General features: G+C 64.0%; 21 protein-coding genes and 1 pseudogene. 9 read left to right on the top strand and 13 right to left on the bottom strand.

What is annotated here, in order from left to right; genetic code table 11:
- Positions 1 to 45 precede the first annotated feature (45 nt).
- Complete coding sequence (locus tag ACOMD9_RS17490; RefSeq protein WP_421417265.1) at positions 46 to 336, top strand: hypothetical protein; 291 nt, start codon at positions 46 to 48, stop codon at positions 334 to 336.
- 484 nt (positions 337 to 820) lie between these two features.
- On the opposite strand, the gene ACOMD9_RS17485 is transcribed toward ACOMD9_RS17490, so the two are convergent.
- A complete protein-coding gene (locus tag ACOMD9_RS17485; RefSeq protein WP_421417264.1) occupies positions 821 to 1,522 on the bottom strand; it encodes a hypothetical protein in 702 nt (233 codons plus the stop codon).
- A 553-nt stretch (positions 1,523 to 2,075) separates the two neighbouring features.
- Between ACOMD9_RS17485 and ACOMD9_RS17480 the strand changes: the two are divergent.
- Together ACOMD9_RS17480 and ACOMD9_RS17475 are read left to right on the top strand one after the other, a co-directional pair.
- Positions 2,076 to 2,378 (top strand): annotated as a pseudogene (locus ACOMD9_RS17480) (ABC transporter permease subunit); the annotation flags it as partial.
- Positions 2,375 to 3,010, top strand: a complete 636-nt coding sequence (locus ACOMD9_RS17475) for an ATP-binding cassette domain-containing protein (protein WP_421417263.1) — start codon at positions 2,375 to 2,377, stop codon at positions 3,008 to 3,010. The pseudogene ACOMD9_RS17480 and the gene ACOMD9_RS17475, both read left to right, overlap by 4 nt.
- A 29-nt stretch (positions 3,011 to 3,039) precedes the next feature.
- On the opposite strand, the gene ACOMD9_RS17470 is transcribed toward ACOMD9_RS17475, so the two are convergent.
- From ACOMD9_RS17470 to ACOMD9_RS17460, 3 genes are read right to left on the bottom strand one after another with little or no spacing between them, the layout of a single operon-like run.
- A complete protein-coding gene (locus ACOMD9_RS17470) occupies positions 3,040 to 3,765 on the bottom strand; it encodes a C40 family peptidase (protein WP_421417262.1) in 726 nt (241 codons plus the stop codon).
- A gap of 29 nt (positions 3,766 to 3,794) precedes the next feature.
- Entirely contained in the window at positions 3,795 to 4,346 is a 552-nt protein-coding gene (locus ACOMD9_RS17465; protein WP_421417261.1) for a hypothetical protein, read from the bottom strand.
- Positions 4,343 to 5,386, bottom strand: a complete 1,044-nt coding sequence (locus tag ACOMD9_RS17460) for a DUF3179 domain-containing protein (RefSeq protein WP_421417260.1) — start codon at positions 5,384 to 5,386, stop codon at positions 4,343 to 4,345. The genes ACOMD9_RS17465 and ACOMD9_RS17460 overlap by 4 nt, the downstream gene beginning before the upstream one ends.
- 184 nt (positions 5,387 to 5,570) lie before the next feature.
- On the opposite strand from ACOMD9_RS17460, the gene ACOMD9_RS17455 reads away from it, so the two are divergent.
- Together ACOMD9_RS17455 and ACOMD9_RS17450 are read left to right on the top strand one after the other, a co-directional pair.
- A complete protein-coding gene (locus tag ACOMD9_RS17455; protein ID WP_421417259.1) occupies positions 5,571 to 6,263 on the top strand; it encodes a TIGR04283 family arsenosugar biosynthesis glycosyltransferase in 693 nt (230 codons plus the stop codon).
- On the top strand, positions 6,253 to 6,900 hold the full coding sequence (locus tag ACOMD9_RS17450) for a TIGR04282 family arsenosugar biosynthesis glycosyltransferase (protein WP_421417258.1): 648 nt from the start codon (positions 6,253 to 6,255) through the stop codon (positions 6,898 to 6,900). The genes ACOMD9_RS17455 and ACOMD9_RS17450 overlap by 11 nt, the downstream gene beginning before the upstream one ends.
- Positions 6,901 to 6,989: 89 nt before the next feature.
- On the opposite strand, the gene ACOMD9_RS17445 is transcribed toward ACOMD9_RS17450, so the two are convergent.
- On the bottom strand, positions 6,990 to 7,397 hold the full coding sequence (locus ACOMD9_RS17445) for a hypothetical protein (protein WP_421417257.1): 408 nt from the start codon (positions 7,395 to 7,397) through the stop codon (positions 6,990 to 6,992).
- Positions 7,398 to 7,722: 325 nt separating this feature from the next.
- Here ACOMD9_RS17445 and ACOMD9_RS17440 point away from each other — a divergent pair, with 325 nt between their 5' ends.
- Both ACOMD9_RS17440 and ACOMD9_RS17435 read left to right on the top strand, forming a co-directional pair.
- Positions 7,723 to 8,301 carry a sigma-70 family RNA polymerase sigma factor gene (locus tag ACOMD9_RS17440; RefSeq protein ID WP_421417256.1) on the top strand — a complete coding sequence of 193 codons (579 nt, stop codon included), beginning with the start codon at positions 7,723 to 7,725 and terminating at the stop codon, positions 8,299 to 8,301.
- Positions 8,298 to 8,501 carry a zf-HC2 domain-containing protein gene (locus ACOMD9_RS17435; RefSeq protein WP_133636492.1) on the top strand — a complete coding sequence of 68 codons (204 nt, stop codon included), beginning with the start codon at positions 8,298 to 8,300 and terminating at the stop codon, positions 8,499 to 8,501. Before ACOMD9_RS17440 ends, ACOMD9_RS17435 begins: the two co-directional genes overlap by 4 nt.
- A 29-nt stretch (positions 8,502 to 8,530) precedes the next feature.
- Here the strand turns inward: ACOMD9_RS17435 and ACOMD9_RS17430 are convergent, their stop codons facing one another.
- Together ACOMD9_RS17430 and ACOMD9_RS17425 are read right to left on the bottom strand one after the other, a co-directional pair.
- Positions 8,531 to 8,989, bottom strand: a complete 459-nt coding sequence (locus tag ACOMD9_RS17430; RefSeq protein WP_421417255.1) for a DUF302 domain-containing protein — start codon at positions 8,987 to 8,989, stop codon at positions 8,531 to 8,533.
- Between the two features lie 115 nt (positions 8,990 to 9,104).
- A complete protein-coding gene (locus ACOMD9_RS17425; protein ID WP_421417254.1) occupies positions 9,105 to 9,362 on the bottom strand; it encodes a hypothetical protein in 258 nt (85 codons plus the stop codon).
- 297 nt (positions 9,363 to 9,659) lie between these two features.
- Between ACOMD9_RS17425 and ACOMD9_RS17420 the strand changes: the two genes are divergently transcribed.
- Positions 9,660 to 10,325, top strand: coding sequence for a DUF3047 domain-containing protein (locus ACOMD9_RS17420; protein ID WP_421417253.1), 666 nt, complete (start codon positions 9,660 to 9,662; stop codon positions 10,323 to 10,325).
- A gap of 44 nt (positions 10,326 to 10,369) precedes the next feature.
- Here ACOMD9_RS17420 and ACOMD9_RS17415 read toward each other — a convergent pair whose 3' ends face one another.
- The 6 genes from ACOMD9_RS17415 to ACOMD9_RS17390 all read right to left on the bottom strand — a co-directional run bounded on the left by ACOMD9_RS17415 (position 10,370) and on the right by ACOMD9_RS17390 (position 13,301).
- Entirely contained in the window at positions 10,370 to 10,822 is a 453-nt protein-coding gene (locus tag ACOMD9_RS17415) for a DoxX family membrane protein (protein ID WP_421417252.1), read from the bottom strand.
- Between the two features lie 111 nt (positions 10,823 to 10,933).
- A complete protein-coding gene (locus ACOMD9_RS17410; protein ID WP_421417251.1) occupies positions 10,934 to 11,299 on the bottom strand; it encodes a hypothetical protein in 366 nt (121 codons plus the stop codon).
- A 37-nt stretch (positions 11,300 to 11,336) separates the two neighbouring features.
- Positions 11,337 to 11,822: a DUF302 domain-containing protein gene (locus tag ACOMD9_RS17405; protein ID WP_421417250.1), complete on the bottom strand. Its 486-nt coding sequence runs from the start codon at positions 11,820 to 11,822 to the stop codon at positions 11,337 to 11,339.
- The gene (locus tag ACOMD9_RS17400) at positions 11,822 to 12,397 is read right to left on the bottom strand and encodes a DinB family protein (RefSeq protein ID WP_421417249.1); all 576 of its coding nucleotides are present in this window, start codon (positions 12,395 to 12,397) and stop codon (positions 11,822 to 11,824) included. The genes ACOMD9_RS17405 and ACOMD9_RS17400 overlap by 1 nt, the downstream gene beginning before the upstream one ends.
- Positions 12,398 to 12,521: 124 nt before the next feature.
- Positions 12,522 to 12,845: a hypothetical protein gene (locus tag ACOMD9_RS17395; RefSeq protein ID WP_421417248.1), complete on the bottom strand. Its 324-nt coding sequence runs from the start codon at positions 12,843 to 12,845 to the stop codon at positions 12,522 to 12,524.
- Positions 12,846 to 12,968: 123 nt separating this feature from the next.
- The gene (locus tag ACOMD9_RS17390) at positions 12,969 to 13,301 is read right to left on the bottom strand and encodes a hypothetical protein (protein WP_421417247.1); all 333 of its coding nucleotides are present in this window, start codon (positions 13,299 to 13,301) and stop codon (positions 12,969 to 12,971) included.
- 103 nt (positions 13,302 to 13,404) lie between these two features.
- On the opposite strand from ACOMD9_RS17390, the gene ACOMD9_RS17385 reads away from it, so the two are divergent.
- Positions 13,405 to 13,995, top strand: coding sequence for a TetR/AcrR family transcriptional regulator (locus tag ACOMD9_RS17385; RefSeq protein ID WP_421417246.1), 591 nt, complete (start codon positions 13,405 to 13,407; stop codon positions 13,993 to 13,995).
- The last annotated feature ends 151 nt before the right edge of the window (positions 13,996 to 14,146 follow it).

Below are 14,146 nucleotides of genomic sequence, written 5' to 3'. Positions count from 1 at the left end.
CCCATGGGCAAATAAGCTGACGCTACGACCAAGGACACCGACACCGTGTCCCCCCCCGCCGTCTGGGTCTTCAGGGCCGGACTCATCGCCACGGTGACGACCATCATGGCCGGCATCTGGTGGCTACTCCAGGGACTGGGCCTGCCTATGAGCTTCTCCCCCTCCGGCATCGCCGAATGGTTCAATAGCCAAGGCAGTCTGGGGCCCCTGCTGCTCCTGCTGTTGATGATGCTGGCGGTGGTGGTGGGCCCGATTCCCTCCACGCCGGTGACCGCCGCGACCGGACTGCCTTTGGGCTGCTCCCGGGAGTGCTGCTGTCGATTATCGAGGCCATGACCAGGGCCATTATCGCCTTCTCCTTGGTCCGGCTGCCGACCAATCCGCTGTTTGGTATCCAGGGCTCGGGCATACGCACGGCCGCTGTTTGCTACCTTGGATGAGGACCACGCGGAGAAGCTGCATGCACATGCTGGGGAGCTTACGGAAGTGGAGCCAGTCCTAAACAGCTGACTCAGTGACGCCACGGGGCTGGCCAAGGAACCCCCATTCTTTAGTAAGGCAACCATGGCCTACGGCATGGGACTGCCCGAGCCTGAGCCAAACTATGGCGTCGAACTATCAACCTTCCTGGCGATTAAGTAAGCCCTTGGGATCATCAAATATTGCAGTGGACCTGTGGGCTGCAACAGCCTGCCTCCGGTCGAAGGGAAGGAGATGTGATCGTTGCAGGCAACCAGGTCCGCCAGCTGGCGGACCCGGAGGATGGCAGAGGGCTAATGGAAGAGAGAAGCGGTGAGCGCGTTCAGCGCCGCAGCCAGGCTCAGAGGTCATGCGGTTCTCCGGCGACGCGCTTCTGCACCTCCACCATGTAGGCCGCCAGGGACGTCAGCGCCTCGCCGCCCCACTCGAGAGGCTCGGCCGCCATCGGCGCCACCATGCAAATCTGCACCATCTCGTCGGCGTGCACTTCCGACATGCCGAACTGGTTGGCAGCCATCGCCACCTGATGGGGGAAGGGCTGTTCGAATGTCGGGTTGTAGCCCATGTCCTGACCGTCACTGCCGTGGCAGCTCGCGCAGGCAAGGCCATTGCTGCTCAAGGAGGTGTCGTAATAGAGTTCTTCGCCGCGGGCCAGCATTTCCCCGGGATTGTCGCCGGTCTCGCTGTAGGCCGGCGAATACCCCTCGGGCCTTGCCACCGCGGCGCTATCGCCTCCCTCGGCCTCACCTTCGGCTTCACCTTCGGCTTCACCTTCGGCTTCACCTTCGGCTTCACCTTCGGCTTCACCTTCGGCTTCACCCTCTGCCTCGCCCTGGGCCTCGGCGGCCCCCTCTGCGTGGTTGCTGGCCAGCATCAAGGACGCATCTGAGGGCGAGGCAAGATCGGCAACGGCCGCGTCATCGCCTGCCGAGGCCTGAAGGACGGCGCCCCCCGCCACCAGGGCAAGCAGCGGGGCCGTGTAGGCCAGTTGCCGATTCAGGCGGCCCAGGAGCTTGCGGCGTTTATCGTCATGTTGTGACATATTGTTCACCTTCGCTTGTGTCCATCCAGGAGGGATCCGGCCCTCGCTCCACCGTGTCGCAACAACGGTTCCCCTATGTCGATGACAATGCCCCAGGCTTACAGCCGGCCGACAGGCAGCAGATCATCGGGGAGCCGTCGAAATGTAAGGAACGCCTTGCGCAGAGCGACCCTCCATCATCAATTGCAACCACATCACCCGAGTAGCGTCATGCCGGATATCGCCGTTCGCCCCGCTTTGTCACCGGCCCGACCGGATCTCTGCCCCTTACCCTGCACCAAGCCGGTCATAACCAGGACATCTGTGCCATGCACCCGATGGGCTATGCGGGGGTTGCCCACCACCATGTGAGACTCGAGGGGGAACAGATCGACTGGGTGGCGCGATTACCCAAGCATAGCCAGATGGGACTCGACCCCTCCACCAACCTGGACTATCAGGCGGCCTGCTTCGACCGGGCCAGCCAAGGTGGCCATGCCCCGTTGCTGCAAGGCATCCTCCCGCTCTGTCCGACGCTGCAGCGTGGCGGGCTTCTAGTCAGTGTCATCCCGGGACGCTGGGCGCCTCGCGTAACGGTGCCTTCTGGCGGGTACGCCTGCCGATGCTGCTGGCCCCGACGCTCACCGCCCTGGCCGTGGGGCTGGCGGTCAGCATCGGCCAGTACCTGCCCACCCAGCTGCTGGGGGGAGGACGGGTGACCACCGAGGCCGTCTCGCTGGCCGCCGGCGGCAATCGCCGGGTGATCGGTGTCTGGGCATTGGTCCAGGCCTGCCTGCCCCTGGCGGGTTTCATCCTCGCCGTCGGCCTGCCCAGGTTGCTATGGTCGAGGCGGCGCGGCATGCAAGGAGCCCCATGAACGCCACCCATCGACTCGAACTTCGTGATATCTGCATCCAGCTGGGCGACCAGGTCCTGGTGGAGCTCGATGCCGAGATCGGCCCCGGCAAGGTCCTCACCGTCATGGGACCCTCCGGCTCGGGCAAGTCGACCCTGCTCGCCTATCTCGCCGGCTTCCTGGCGCCCGAGTTCCGGGCCGGAGGCCAGGTGCTGCTCGACGGCCACGACATCAGCGGCTTGCCGGCCGAGCGGCGCGGCATCGGCCTGCTGTTCCAGGATCCGCTGCTCTTCCCCCACCTCTCGGTAGCCGGCAACCTGCGCTTCGGCATGCCCAGGGACACTACCGACAAGGCCGCGCGGGTCGACAAGGCCCTGGCAAACATCGGCCTCGCCGGGTTCGGCGACCGGGACCCGGCCACCCTCTCCGGCGGCCAGAAGGCCCGGGTGGCGCTGATGCGCCTGCTGCTGTCGGCCCCCTGTGCGGTGCTGCTCGACGAACCCTTCTCGAAGCTCGATACCCACCTGCGCCATGAGATGCGCCGGCTGGTGTTCGGCCGCCTGCGCGAGGCCGGCCTGCCCAGCCTGCTGGTGACTCACGATGGTGAAGACGCCGAGAATGCCGGTGGGCGGGTGATCGAACTGTCCCACTGAGCCTCTGGGCCCCCTGACCCGAGACGGGCTCAGGCCGGTTCCTGCCAGTGCAGCTCATGGGGGTCGAACCCCGCTATCAGCCCGGGCTTGACGACCTCGAACCAGGGGGAAAGATCGAAATCGCGGGGGGTGAACAGCGTATGGTGGCGACGCTGGAACATTTTCGCCTCGCCCGCCACGGGGATCGGCAGGATCGGATAGCGAATCGACTGGAAGGCCTCGGCGATCAGGGTCGAACAGATGGCCCGGGTCGGATCGCCGCTGCCCAGCCCGAGCATGTGTCGTCGCCAGGGCGTGGGCACGGGGGGCAAGGGCAGCAGGTAACGGGCCAGGTCGAGGATGTTGCGCAGGTCGTAGCGGTGACCCACGCGCCCGCAGGCAAAGGCGATCAACCGCTCGAGATCCTGACGCCCCAGGCCTACCGGACGGCAGATGCGCAGCGGATAGCCCTCGAACTCCTCGAACCCCACCACGCGCACTCCCTCCGCGAGGTCCGCCTCGACAAAACCACCGCCCTGTACCGAGGCTGGCGACCCGGGACAGCCGCTTTCGCCGACATAGAGGGCGGCATGGGACCAGGTGGACTGCGTCAGGTACTTGATCACCGTGCTAATCCTCGAGGAACCCTCCACCAGCAGGACATCACCGGGCTCGAGACAGGCCTGCACGCCCTCGTCGACGGGTAACTGAGGGCTGAGCCAGGGTCTGGGGCAGGAGAGCCAGCACCCGAGCCCATAACCGCATCGCTCGAGCATGTTGGACATCGTGGGGTCCCTCCGGCGATTCAGGGGATGGATGACGCCAGGGCCATGGCCAGGTAGGCGAGGCTCGCCAGCAGCAGCAGTGTTGCCAGCGGGATGAGCCAGGGGGTTATCGATGCCAGGGCCCCGGCCAGCGGCAGGCCGAGCCAGATCAGTACCAGCGGCGCGCAGCAGGCGCTTCCTGCCAACAGGGCCGGCAGGCTCGACAGGAAGGTGCTGCCCGAGGCCTGCCACCCACAGGCACGAGACACCCGGCGTAGCCTCCATGCCAGGACCAGGTTGGTACCCAGCAACAGGCCCAGCCCCCATGCCACCAGGGTATTGACCGGGCTGAAGGTCCATACGAGGGGACCGGCCTCGATCAGCCCGACCGGTTCGAAATGGAAGGGGCCACGTGCCTCCCAGACACGCTCCCAGGCCGGGAAGGTCGCCTGCAGGCCGCCGCCTCCCCCGCCGCCCAGATCTCCGGTCAACCAGAGATAGAGCCCGCCATAGACCAGTGCCACGGCCGCGACCAGCCCCTGGCCCAGCGGCCAATGACACAGACTCTGCCACAGGGCGCGAACGGGGTTCATGGCCTCTGCTCCTCACCCTGGTAAAGCAGGGTATCGGGATAGAAGGCCTTCCAGGCAAACCACATGGCCTCGAAGGCATTGACGGCGGCGAGACCTTCGGTGCCGCCGCCGCTCACTCCCTGCGGACCGAACTGCAGGTCCTCGACACGGACCTCGCGACGCCGCGGGTTATGAACGACCCAGCCGGTATCCAGCTCGGCATCGTGGATCACCGAATAGTGGGAGCCCCCCACGGCCAGATCGACCACTGCCTCGTCACGCAAGGCGGGCATGGTCACGGCAGCCGCGCCTGCCGCGGTACGAAACCCGAGCACGGCGGCCTTGGGCGGCAGGCGCTGGCTTTCCGCCATCACCGGGAACAGACGGGAACTCTCCGGCAGGTAGTAGCCGCTCATCGGGTTATAGCTTCCGTAGGGGTCGCGTCGATAGTTGCGCACATGCCCCGTCTCGGGGGAGAGTGCGCGGGTTTCGGGGTAGCGAGCCTTCCAGGCCCCCCAGGTGGTCCAGATGACCCGAACCTCCTCGAGACCCTGTCCCGCCAGGGGGCCATCGATGGCCACACCGAGCATCTGAGGCCATTCGCTGTCGGTGGCGCGGTCGTACATGACCAGGTTGCTGTTCACCAGCCGGCCGGACACGCCCAGTTCGGTATCCCCGCGATGAAAGCCCAGTGCGGTCCCCGTCAGGGGGCAGTAGGTGATGCTGACGGGCTTGCCCTGGAGCTCATCGTTGACGATCTCATGCCATACCAGGATGCGCTGGGGATAGGCACGCGCCTCGCCGTCCAGATAGAGGCCGACGACCTTGTCGTGATCATCGAGCATCGCATCCGCGGCGTCAGCCGAGTGAAAGCGGGGCCGATCGATGGAGGGAATGCCATCCTTGCCCGGGCCACCCGAACGCACCGCCTGGCGGAAGGCCTCGAGGGTATGGGCCACGGGTACCTCGGGAGGCACGACGGTGGGCACCCCCGCCATGGCCGGTGACGCAGAGAGCAGTAACGCGGTCAGTGTCACCAGGATACTGCGCGACCCATTCATCGCTCACCTCCTCCGCCCTGCGGACTCATCGGCCAACACCACCAGCCTATCGGCTCTGCGTTTCTGTCGTATCGTTCAAGGACGCCTTACAGGACCGGCACCCACCGCCATGTTGTAAGGCCGGGGCGGATGATCCGACCCAAGGCATCACTGCACCGATCCACGCACCAGGAGGACCGTCGGCATGCCGGGAACGCCGAGGCTCAGCATCATCGTCCCGACCCTGGAAGAAGCGACCACCATCGAGGAGTTGCTGACTCGCCTGTCGCCATGGGAAGCCGACCGCGTGGAGACCGTGGTCGTGGACGGGGGCAGCCTCGACGATACAGTGGCCCAGGCACGCCCCCTTGCATCAATGGTGATCGTCAGCGAACCCGGACGGGCCCGGCAGATGAATGCCGGAGCACGCGTGGCCAGCGGACATCACCTGCTGTTCCTGCATGCCGATACGCGACTCCCGCGAGACGCCGTTCGATTGATTGCTTCGGCCCTCTCGGGTGAACACTGCTGGGGGCGCTTCGATGTGCGTCTGAAAGGGCGTCATCCGCTGCTACCCGTGATCTCCGGCGCCATGAACCTGCGCTCCCGCCTGACAGGCATCGCCACCGGCGACCAGGGCCTGTTCATGACCCGGGAGGCCTTTGTCGCCGCGGGCGGCTTTCCCGACCAACCGCTGATGGAGGACATCGAGATGTCACGGCGACTCAAGCGGCAATCGCCTCCCGCCTGCTTGACGGAGAAGGTGGCCAGCAGTGGCCGGCGCTGGGACCAACAGGGCGCCTGGACCACCATCCGCCTGATGTGGCGATTGCGCTGGCGCTACTGGCGAGGAGTGACGGCGGATGACCTGGCCCGGGCGTATCGCCATGTCCGCTGATGCGCACGGGACCTTTCCCCTGGCGATACTGGCCAAGGCACCGATTCCCGGACAGGTGAAGACGCGCCTGATACCGGCCCTGGGCGCCGAGGGCGCCTGCCGGCTGCACGAGCGACTGCTTCTCCATGCGGTGGCGACAGCCCTTGCGGCGACCTCGCCGCAGTACATCACCCTGTGGACAACACTGGATCATGCCCATCCATTGTTCCGGGAACTGGCCGACCGGCATGGCCTGAAGCTTCGCGCCCAGCCAGAGGGCGACCTGGGGGAGCGCATGCACCAAGCCCTGCAGGCCATGGACGCACCGGGAGTGCTGATCGGCAGTGACTGCCCGGCGCTCACCCCGGCGCTGCTCGGGCGCTGCCAGGCCGCCCTGACGGACGCCGATGCGGTCTTCCTGCCGGTGGAGGATGGCGGCTATGCGCTGGTCGGGGTCCGACGCGCCGACCGCCGCCTCTTCACTGCCATCGACTGGGGCACGAACCGCGTCATGGCACAGACACGCGACCGCGCCGACGAGTTGGGCTGGCGGCTGGCCTGCCCCGCCCGGCTCTGGGATGTGGACCGGCCTGAGGATCTTGACCGACTGGCGAATCGCTCCAACCTGCTCACGATGACAGGCGGCCTCTATGCATGACCGGACGCCCCAGGCCCCATCACCCTACCCGACAGGACAGGTGGAGGGACCCATTTGCAGGATCGCCTCTACCTGACCTCCATCGGAGCCTAGAACGTCATCATCCTGATCGCGTATCGCCGGCTATTCTCATGACTCGCCCCCAGGAACCGACTCCTCACCTCGAGCATATAATCACCCTCACTCAGGGTCTTCTCGATGACGAATCCGCCCCCATGGTTTCTGCCCGTGGCTACGACGTTGCCATCGCCGTCGAGCAATCTGGACAGAAGCCAGACATGACTACCCAGGAATTGGGGACTCTCGCTTCTCACCTCCCAGCGAGCCTCGCTGCCCACGACAAAAGGATAGTGATGCACTTCCATGCCGGGGACGTCTCGATAGGTCTGCCGCTCGGCAGAACCATCCCGTGGCACTTCCATCGCGTATGCCGTGGCACCAAGCGCCCCCATCATCACTGATACTACGAGCGAAGCGAACTTTATTGACGTCTTCATGCCGTTTCCTCCTCATCCATATCAATAGCGTAAAGACCCCTGCCATAGGAAAAAAAGGCATTGACAGCCAGGGGTTTTAGGACACCCCTTGGCTCACGGAGTCTTGCTATTTGGTATCGAATATCCGACATTATTTACAAGAAAAAATCAGCAAATTTCCCAATGACACTAATGTCCGCTTTCCTACCGAAAACCTTGCGAATCCTGTAAGGAAATCCGAGCCTGAACGACTGACTCGGGAGACCCTGTACCCTGGCTTATACTAGCTGCTAGACTTTGCCTGAATCTGGTCCAGGCATCGGCACAGGGAAAGAGGGTCTCCTAGATGAACGAAAAAGACGATAGGCTACAACGGCTTACGGCCGTCAGACCACGCCTGGTCTCCTTCGCTCTCATGCACTTGCGTGATCGAAGCCAGGCCGAGGATGCCGTGCAGGAGGCGATGATGTCCGCCATCGAAAAGAATGAAAGCTTCGCCGGGCGATCCGGCTACGAGACCTGGGTCTTCGGCATCCTCAAGTACAAGATCCTCGACGCCATGCGCGTGCAGAAACGTCATGGCCGCTGGCAGCCTCTCGAGGATGAGGACGATGACGACGCCATTGACCGACAATTCCAGCAGAATGGCCGCTGGCAGCAGAGTGCCCGCCCTTCCAGCTGGGGAGAGCCCGAGGCAGCCTTCGAGACCGAGCACTTCTGGCAGGTCTTCGATGCCTGCATGATCGCCCTGCCGGACAATGCCGCCAGGGTGTTTTCCCTGCGCGAGCTGATGGGACTCTCCACCGATGATATCTGCAAGGAGCTGGACATCAAGGAGAACAACTGCTGGGTGATACTGCATCGCGCCCGGCTGCGACTCAGGGCCTGCATCGAGAATGGCTGGCTTGAGGAGGAATCGGCATGATGATGTGCAAGGAAGCGACCCGCCTGATGTCCCTCAAGCAGGACCGCCCTCTCACCTTCCAGGAACGGGTTTCCCTGAGGCTACACCTTTCCATGTGCGGCGCCTGCCGAGAATGCGACAGACAGTTCACGCTGCTTCATGAGGCCGGCAGGCGATTCGGCCCGGAGCATGACTCCGAGCAGGACGATGACGGGCACTGAAGGCCCGTCACTCCTTCATAGCCTTGACTTCACTGGCCTGCGGCAGCGTTTGCCACGCCCTCCAGCACACCGGCGACCTTGTCCAGAGGCAGGTCGCATTCCTCCAGGGAGTGGCGCTCGGCCAGGTAGTGTGGCGAATTCCACTCCAGCCTGACGCCTTCGTCCGTCTCCCGCACCACCATCTTCTGGGGCAGGTCCAGCGCCATGCTCCCCTGGCACTGCATCATCGGCGTACCTACCTGCGGATTGCCGAAGATGAAGGTACGGGTCGCCGGCAACGAGAGCCCCACGCCCTCCGCATTGGCGGTGTGATCGACAACGGTCATCAGGGTCAGCCCCTTGTCCTCGAGGGCGGCACGAAGCCGCTCCTCGACGCGATCGATATCGTCGCTCGACTGCAGGTGCCTCACCCCGTGCTCTTCCGCCTGCACCACCAGCGGCATGGCCACGAACATGGCCATGGCCGTCCAGATCAGCGTCTTGCCCATGGAACCTCCTCACTTCCAGCAAATGCCCTGTCAGGATGGGCAAGACCCACGCACAAGGCAAGAAACCCGGGCCTGAGAGATCAGGTCCGGGTTCAGTCGCTCCAGGGTAGGGGGATCAGTTCCACCAGTAGCGCAGGGCTTCTCGCGTCTGCTGCCATTCGTCATCACCCCGCCGAAGCTGCCCTTCTCCACGCTGACTCACATCCCTGCTGCGCCGCTGGTCAATGGAGTTCTCCTCCTGAATGGACACGCTTCCACTTCTCTCCTTCAACGCCTGACGACGCTTCTCCAGATACTCGGAATCCATCGCCATCAGGGGGCCGGCACTCAGCATCAGGGCCATCATGGCCAACGTTATGACTCGAATTTTCATGGCTACACCTCGTGACTCTCGGCTAGTAAAAGACCTTTAATCAGGTCTTGATACTTGGTGTATTGGAAGTCACTATCCTTACGACACATCCAAAAAAAGAGACGATATCAATGAAAGAAAATTGGAAGAACCTTATCACTTAATGAAGTAACGAGGAGATGGATCCAGCTCTATCACGACAAAACCCCGCTTATCTTCATTACATGCCGAAACCCTGTTGATGTGATGACGTCATAAGATATTAGAGACACCACCGACCCTACCCAGGGCGCTTGATATAAAGGGAGTTATTTCCCCATGACCAGACCCTTTTCCCTCTTCGGCCTGCTAACGTTGACGACACTGGTCGCAGGACCAGTCATCGCAGCAGATGACCTGGCGTTCTCGCCGGATGATATTCACGCCTGGCCGACACGAAATTTCGAGGGCGAGACCCAGTACCGGGTCATCGAACGGGATGGCATGCGGCTCCTCCAGGCCAGCGCCCGGCAACAGGCCTCGGCGAAATACCTGGAACGCCAGATCGACCTTGGCAAGACGCCCTACCTGCATTGGTGCTGGCAGGTATCAGGCATACATGAGGGGCTCGACGAGACACGAAAGTCGGGTGACGATTACCCGGCCAGGGTCTATGTGGCCCGCAAGACGGGGTTGCTGCCCTGGCAGGTCGAGTCGGTGAACTACGTGTGGGCCTCGAGCCAGCCGGCAGGGTCGGACTGGCCCAATGCCTTTACCTCACGCGCCCAGTTGCTGGCCCTGCAGAGTGGCGAGGCCCGCGTAGGCGAATGGGTGGCGGAAGTTCGGGATGTCCGCGAGGACTATCAGCGACTCTTCGGGACCCGACCGGACCACATCGATGGCCTTGCCCTGATGAGCGACGGTGACAATGCCGGGGTGGATGCCACGGCCTGGTTCACGCATCTGGCATTTTCCGCGAGTTCCGAACCGCCCGACTGTCCTTGAACCCGGACGGCGATACCCGACCGGTGGCCGGGTATCGCCACTCATCAGCTACAGCGACGACGTGCTTCCCAGCTGACCGGGCCAGGGCGTTGTCTGGCGGCATCCAGGGAGAGCCGGTCCTCTTCCCGGAAGGCCATCACGGCAAGACTCGCGGCGAAGATGATCAAGGAGGGGTAGAACAAGGCATTGGTACCCTCCAGGTACCATCCCCAAGGATCAATGACCGAGGCACTGACGGCCACCAGCGACGCACCGTTCAGTAGCAGCTGCAGCGGGTAGGTCCAGCGGCGTGCCAGGCCGATGACCACCAGCAGGCCGACCAGCATCTGGCCGACACCCGCCAGTGGCAGCAGGACCTCGGTCGAGAGAAATCCGAAATAGAAGTTGTCGGCAATGGCCTGGCTGTGGTCGGTATTGACGATCTTGTTGACCCCCCACACCAGCAACAACCCGCCCAGCGATACCCGTAACAACAGCAGGCTTAGCGTCTTGCTCATCTCTTCTCCTCGACATTCTCGGGTGGGTTCGGTGCGTCCAACATGGGTTATCAATGCACCGCAGATTCTTGGTCTTGGAGGTAGGCATGTCCTTACAACAGGATGCCGGACCTACCAGGCAAACAGCAGGTCGCCATAGCTCCAGATCAGGGTGCCGACCACGATGGAGAGGTAGCAGATGAAGGGAACGGCGCGCCAGAAGTACGAGACCAGCCTGGCCGGGCGGCTGGAGGCGGTCAGCCATGAATGGGTACCCAACTCGAGACAGCGCAACAGATGCTTGCGGTGGTACTCGACGCCGATGGAGAACAGCACCATCAAGGCGCCGGAACGCTGGAACCATTGTCCATCACCGGTCGCCAGGCTGACGTAGGCGGAAAGCATGACCGGCACCACTGCCATCATCATCAGCAGCGCCTCGATCAGCGTCGCCTCCCGGGAGGGGAGCGGGTGCTGAACCGCGGATTCGCGAGACATGTGGGCCTCCGAATGAGCCGGTTAGGCGTGTCCGGGGCTACTCCGACTCCTCGGTGGCACGCTTGGCAATGGCAGCGAACAGGGTGTCGAGCTCGCGGCCCACCGTTTCCAGTTCCTCGCCGGCCGCGTCCACGTAGGGCTCGAGCAGATGCGACGGCGTCTTCCAGGAGAGGGTGGCGCTGCCATCATCATTTTCGGTGACATAGAAGCGCATGGGGGCCTCGATCATCGCCGGGACGCTCAGTCTCAGGATCTGAACCGCATAGTCGTTGCGAAACACGCCGACGACCCGGTTGCCGGGGATGGTGACCCCGCGGTTCGCGGCGGCCTCGGTGGGCCCCGCCTCGGTGACCACGAACATGCCCTCGGCCTCGACCGCCTCCCGCAGGTCCTCAAGCAGTTCATCGTAGCCAAACGAGGTGGGCATGACCTGCCAGCCCTGGTCGGGCCAACGGGGTTCGGCGCTCACGGGGGCCGCCACGATCAGCACCAGCAGCCAGCTCGCCAGTATCATGCGCTTCATCAGGCACTCCTCCGCGAGAGTGGCGCCTGCTCCTCGGGTGCCCGCTGCCAGTGCCGAAGAGTGGAGGGATGCACCCCGAACGACTCGGGCAGGTGGATACCCGACTGTTCGGCCAAGAGGGCAATGATCGCCATGTGGTGAATGCTGTGGCTGGTCAGGAAGGCAAGCTCTCGGTTGAGGCTCGACGCCAGGGAGAGCCTCTCGTCGTCCAGGGGATAGGCCAGGGTCAGCGCGGCCGACCACGGCTCACAGTCCGGCGCCGACAACCTTGATTCGATGCCGGCCAGATGGCTTGCGGCCTGCTGCGGCCATTGCTCGAGGGCCTCGTCGCGTCGGCGCTGTTCGTAGTCGATGACCTCCTCTCCTCGATCGAGGCCGTCGAGGAGGGCATCGTAATGATCGATGATGTGACGCACATGCTTGCCCAGGGTGTGGCGCCCGTACTCGCCGAATGCCTGCCGGTAGCGCTCGGGGGCAAGGCCCGCGACCAGGCTTCTAAGCTGGGCAAGGGTCAGCAGGTTCTCCTCGACGAGACGCGCGGTGTCGGGAGACGGCCGGGAGAGACGTGATGTCATGACGGATGTCCTGTGGGTTCCACTGTGGGTTACGTCAGGGGGATCGCCTGAAGCAGCAGAGGGAAGAAGCCAGGCCGCCACCGTGGTGACGGACCTGGTCTCCCGCTGATGGGGAAGGAAGGGCTCACCCCTCGCCTTCTGCCTCACCTTCGCCCTCGGCCTCACCCTCGGCCTCACCTTCGGCCTCGGCGCCACCCTCGGCGCCACCCTCGGCGCCACCCTCGGCGCCACCCTCGGCGCCACCCTCGGCGCCACCCTCGGCGTGGGCCTCGGCAAGCATCAAGGGAGCCTCCTGGCCATTGGTATAGCTCAGCTCGGGGGACGTCTCGCCGGCCACGGCCTGGAAGGCCACTCCGCTGGCGACCAGGGCGAGTGCCGGTGCCGTGTAACCCAGCTGACGGCTGAGGCGACTCAGCAGGCTACGGCGCTTCTCATCTTGCAGTGTCATGATCATGACCTCCTTGATACAGGGTGGGCGACATGCCAGGCATGTCGTCTTGCCGTGACGCCGGCCCGTGGCCGGCTTCTTCAACGGCGATGCCGGGGGCATCACCGGTTGCTCATGCCCCTGTTACCCCCTCGCCATGGCGGGAGGGTTGACCGAAGGGGCGATGTCTATCCGGGTGACCAGCCATTCGGCCAGCGACGCGGTATCCGGCGCCCCTGGCCCTGACCTCAGCAGCAGGGCCGCGTTGACCACCGGTCGGCCGGGCATCGCGGCCTGGCGAACCAGGTGCGCCGTCAATACCGGGCCCAGTTGTGCCAGCGTCAGCCGCGATGCCAGCAGTTGGTCATCGGTGGCCAGGGCATAGCCGCCTGACTCACGCAGTACCGCTAGTCGCGGCAGCCAACTCGCCGCCTCGGCGTCTAGCGGCGAGAGCCGCTCGCCGAACCATCTCGCCAACGTTGCTCTGTCGACGCCGCGACACGCTCCTTACAGCGATAGCAAGCGGAACCCGATCTGTCGCGACTTGAATTATGGAACGATCGATACTAAATTGGTCGACATGACACGAGGACGCCCCATCTCATACAGCCCGGACGAGGCTGCCAACGCCGCCATGCAGGTCTTCTGGGCGCGAGGCTACGAGAGCGCCTCGACCCGGGACCTGCTCGAGGCCATGCATCTCTCGCGCAGCAGTCTCTATCAGGCCTTCGGCAACAAGGAACAGCTGTTCCTCGAGGCCCTGAGGCGCTATCGCGAGTCCCTGCTGGGACGTCTGGTACGCCGCCTCGAGGCCGCCCCCTCGGCCATGGCCTTTCTCGAGACGCTGTTTCGCGAGACGGCACAGGAAGCGGGCAGCGACCGCGCTGCCTTGGGGTGCCTGATCTTCAACTCCGCCAGCGAACTCGGCCAACATAATGGCCTGCCCTCGCAGCATGCCCGCCAGAGCATTGCCGCCATCACGGCCCTGTTCCAGCAGGCTGTGACGCGGGCCCAGGCGGAGGGAGACATCGCCCCGGAACGGGATGCAGCAGCCCTGGCCAGCTACCTGACGATGAGCATGGCCGGGCTCAGGACCCTGTTGAAGAGCGGGGCAGATGCCGGGCAGGCCGAGCAGGCGGTAGAGCTGCTCCTGGACGGCCTGCGACGCTGAACGATCCCTTTTTCTCGCCATTTATGGACCGATAAGTCCATAAATGGCCCAATGGCAGTACACACGACCACGAAGGAGGCACACACCATGTCCGCCGACTATCAGATGCAACTCGCGCCCCAGACCCTCGACAACGCCGATGACAAGGCGA

The sequence above is a fragment of the Halomonas terrestris genome, from assembly GCF_049166755.1.
In the GTDB taxonomy this organism is placed as follows: Bacteria; Pseudomonadota; Gammaproteobacteria; order Pseudomonadales; family Halomonadaceae; genus Halomonas.
This window is presented reverse-complemented; position numbering and strand designations above follow the sequence as displayed.

Coding starts and splice junctions, on each gene's coding strand:
- ACOMD9_RS17430 (WP_421417255.1), bottom strand. CDS start 8,989: ATGGGCAAGACGCTGATCTGGACGGCCATGGCCATGTTCGTGGCCATG.
- ACOMD9_RS17470 (WP_421417262.1), bottom strand. CDS start 3,765: ATGCTCGAGCGATGCGGTTATGGGCTCGGGTGCTGGCTCTCCTGCCCC.
- ACOMD9_RS17400 (WP_421417249.1), bottom strand. CDS start 12,397: ATGACATCACGTCTCTCCCGGCCGTCTCCCGACACCGCGCGTCTCGTC.
- ACOMD9_RS17385 (WP_421417246.1), top strand. CDS start 13,405: ATGACACGAGGACGCCCCATCTCATACAGCCCGGACGAGGCTGCCAAC.
- ACOMD9_RS17450 (WP_421417258.1), top strand. CDS start 6,253: ATGTCCGCTGATGCGCACGGGACCTTTCCCCTGGCGATACTGGCCAAG.
- ACOMD9_RS17435 (WP_133636492.1), top strand. CDS start 8,298: ATGATGATGTGCAAGGAAGCGACCCGCCTGATGTCCCTCAAGCAGGAC.
- ACOMD9_RS17420 (WP_421417253.1), top strand. CDS start 9,660: ATGACCAGACCCTTTTCCCTCTTCGGCCTGCTAACGTTGACGACACTG.
- ACOMD9_RS17455 (WP_421417259.1), top strand. CDS start 5,571: ATGCCGGGAACGCCGAGGCTCAGCATCATCGTCCCGACCCTGGAAGAA.
- ACOMD9_RS17410 (WP_421417251.1), bottom strand. CDS start 11,299: ATGTCTCGCGAATCCGCGGTTCAGCACCCGCTCCCCTCCCGGGAGGCG.
- ACOMD9_RS17405 (WP_421417250.1), bottom strand. CDS start 11,822: ATGAAGCGCATGATACTGGCGAGCTGGCTGCTGGTGCTGATCGTGGCG.
- ACOMD9_RS17460 (WP_421417260.1), bottom strand. CDS start 5,386: ATGAATGGGTCGCGCAGTATCCTGGTGACACTGACCGCGTTACTGCTC.
- ACOMD9_RS17395 (WP_421417248.1), bottom strand. CDS start 12,845: ATGACACTGCAAGATGAGAAGCGCCGTAGCCTGCTGAGTCGCCTCAGC.
- ACOMD9_RS17485 (WP_421417264.1), bottom strand. CDS start 1,522: ATGTCACAACATGACGATAAACGCCGCAAGCTCCTGGGCCGCCTGAAT.
- ACOMD9_RS17415 (WP_421417252.1), bottom strand. CDS start 10,822: ATGAGCAAGACGCTAAGCCTGCTGTTGTTACGGGTATCGCTGGGCGGG.
- ACOMD9_RS17440 (WP_421417256.1), top strand. CDS start 7,723: ATGAACGAAAAAGACGATAGGCTACAACGGCTTACGGCCGTCAGACCA.
- ACOMD9_RS17445 (WP_421417257.1), bottom strand. CDS start 7,397: ATGAAGACGTCAATAAAGTTCGCTTCGCTCGTAGTATCAGTGATGATG.
- ACOMD9_RS17465 (WP_421417261.1), bottom strand. CDS start 4,346: ATGAACCCCGTTCGCGCCCTGTGGCAGAGTCTGTGTCATTGGCCGCTG.
- ACOMD9_RS17475 (WP_421417263.1), top strand. CDS start 2,375: ATGAACGCCACCCATCGACTCGAACTTCGTGATATCTGCATCCAGCTG.
- ACOMD9_RS17425 (WP_421417254.1), bottom strand. CDS start 9,362: ATGAAAATTCGAGTCATAACGTTGGCCATGATGGCCCTGATGCTGAGT.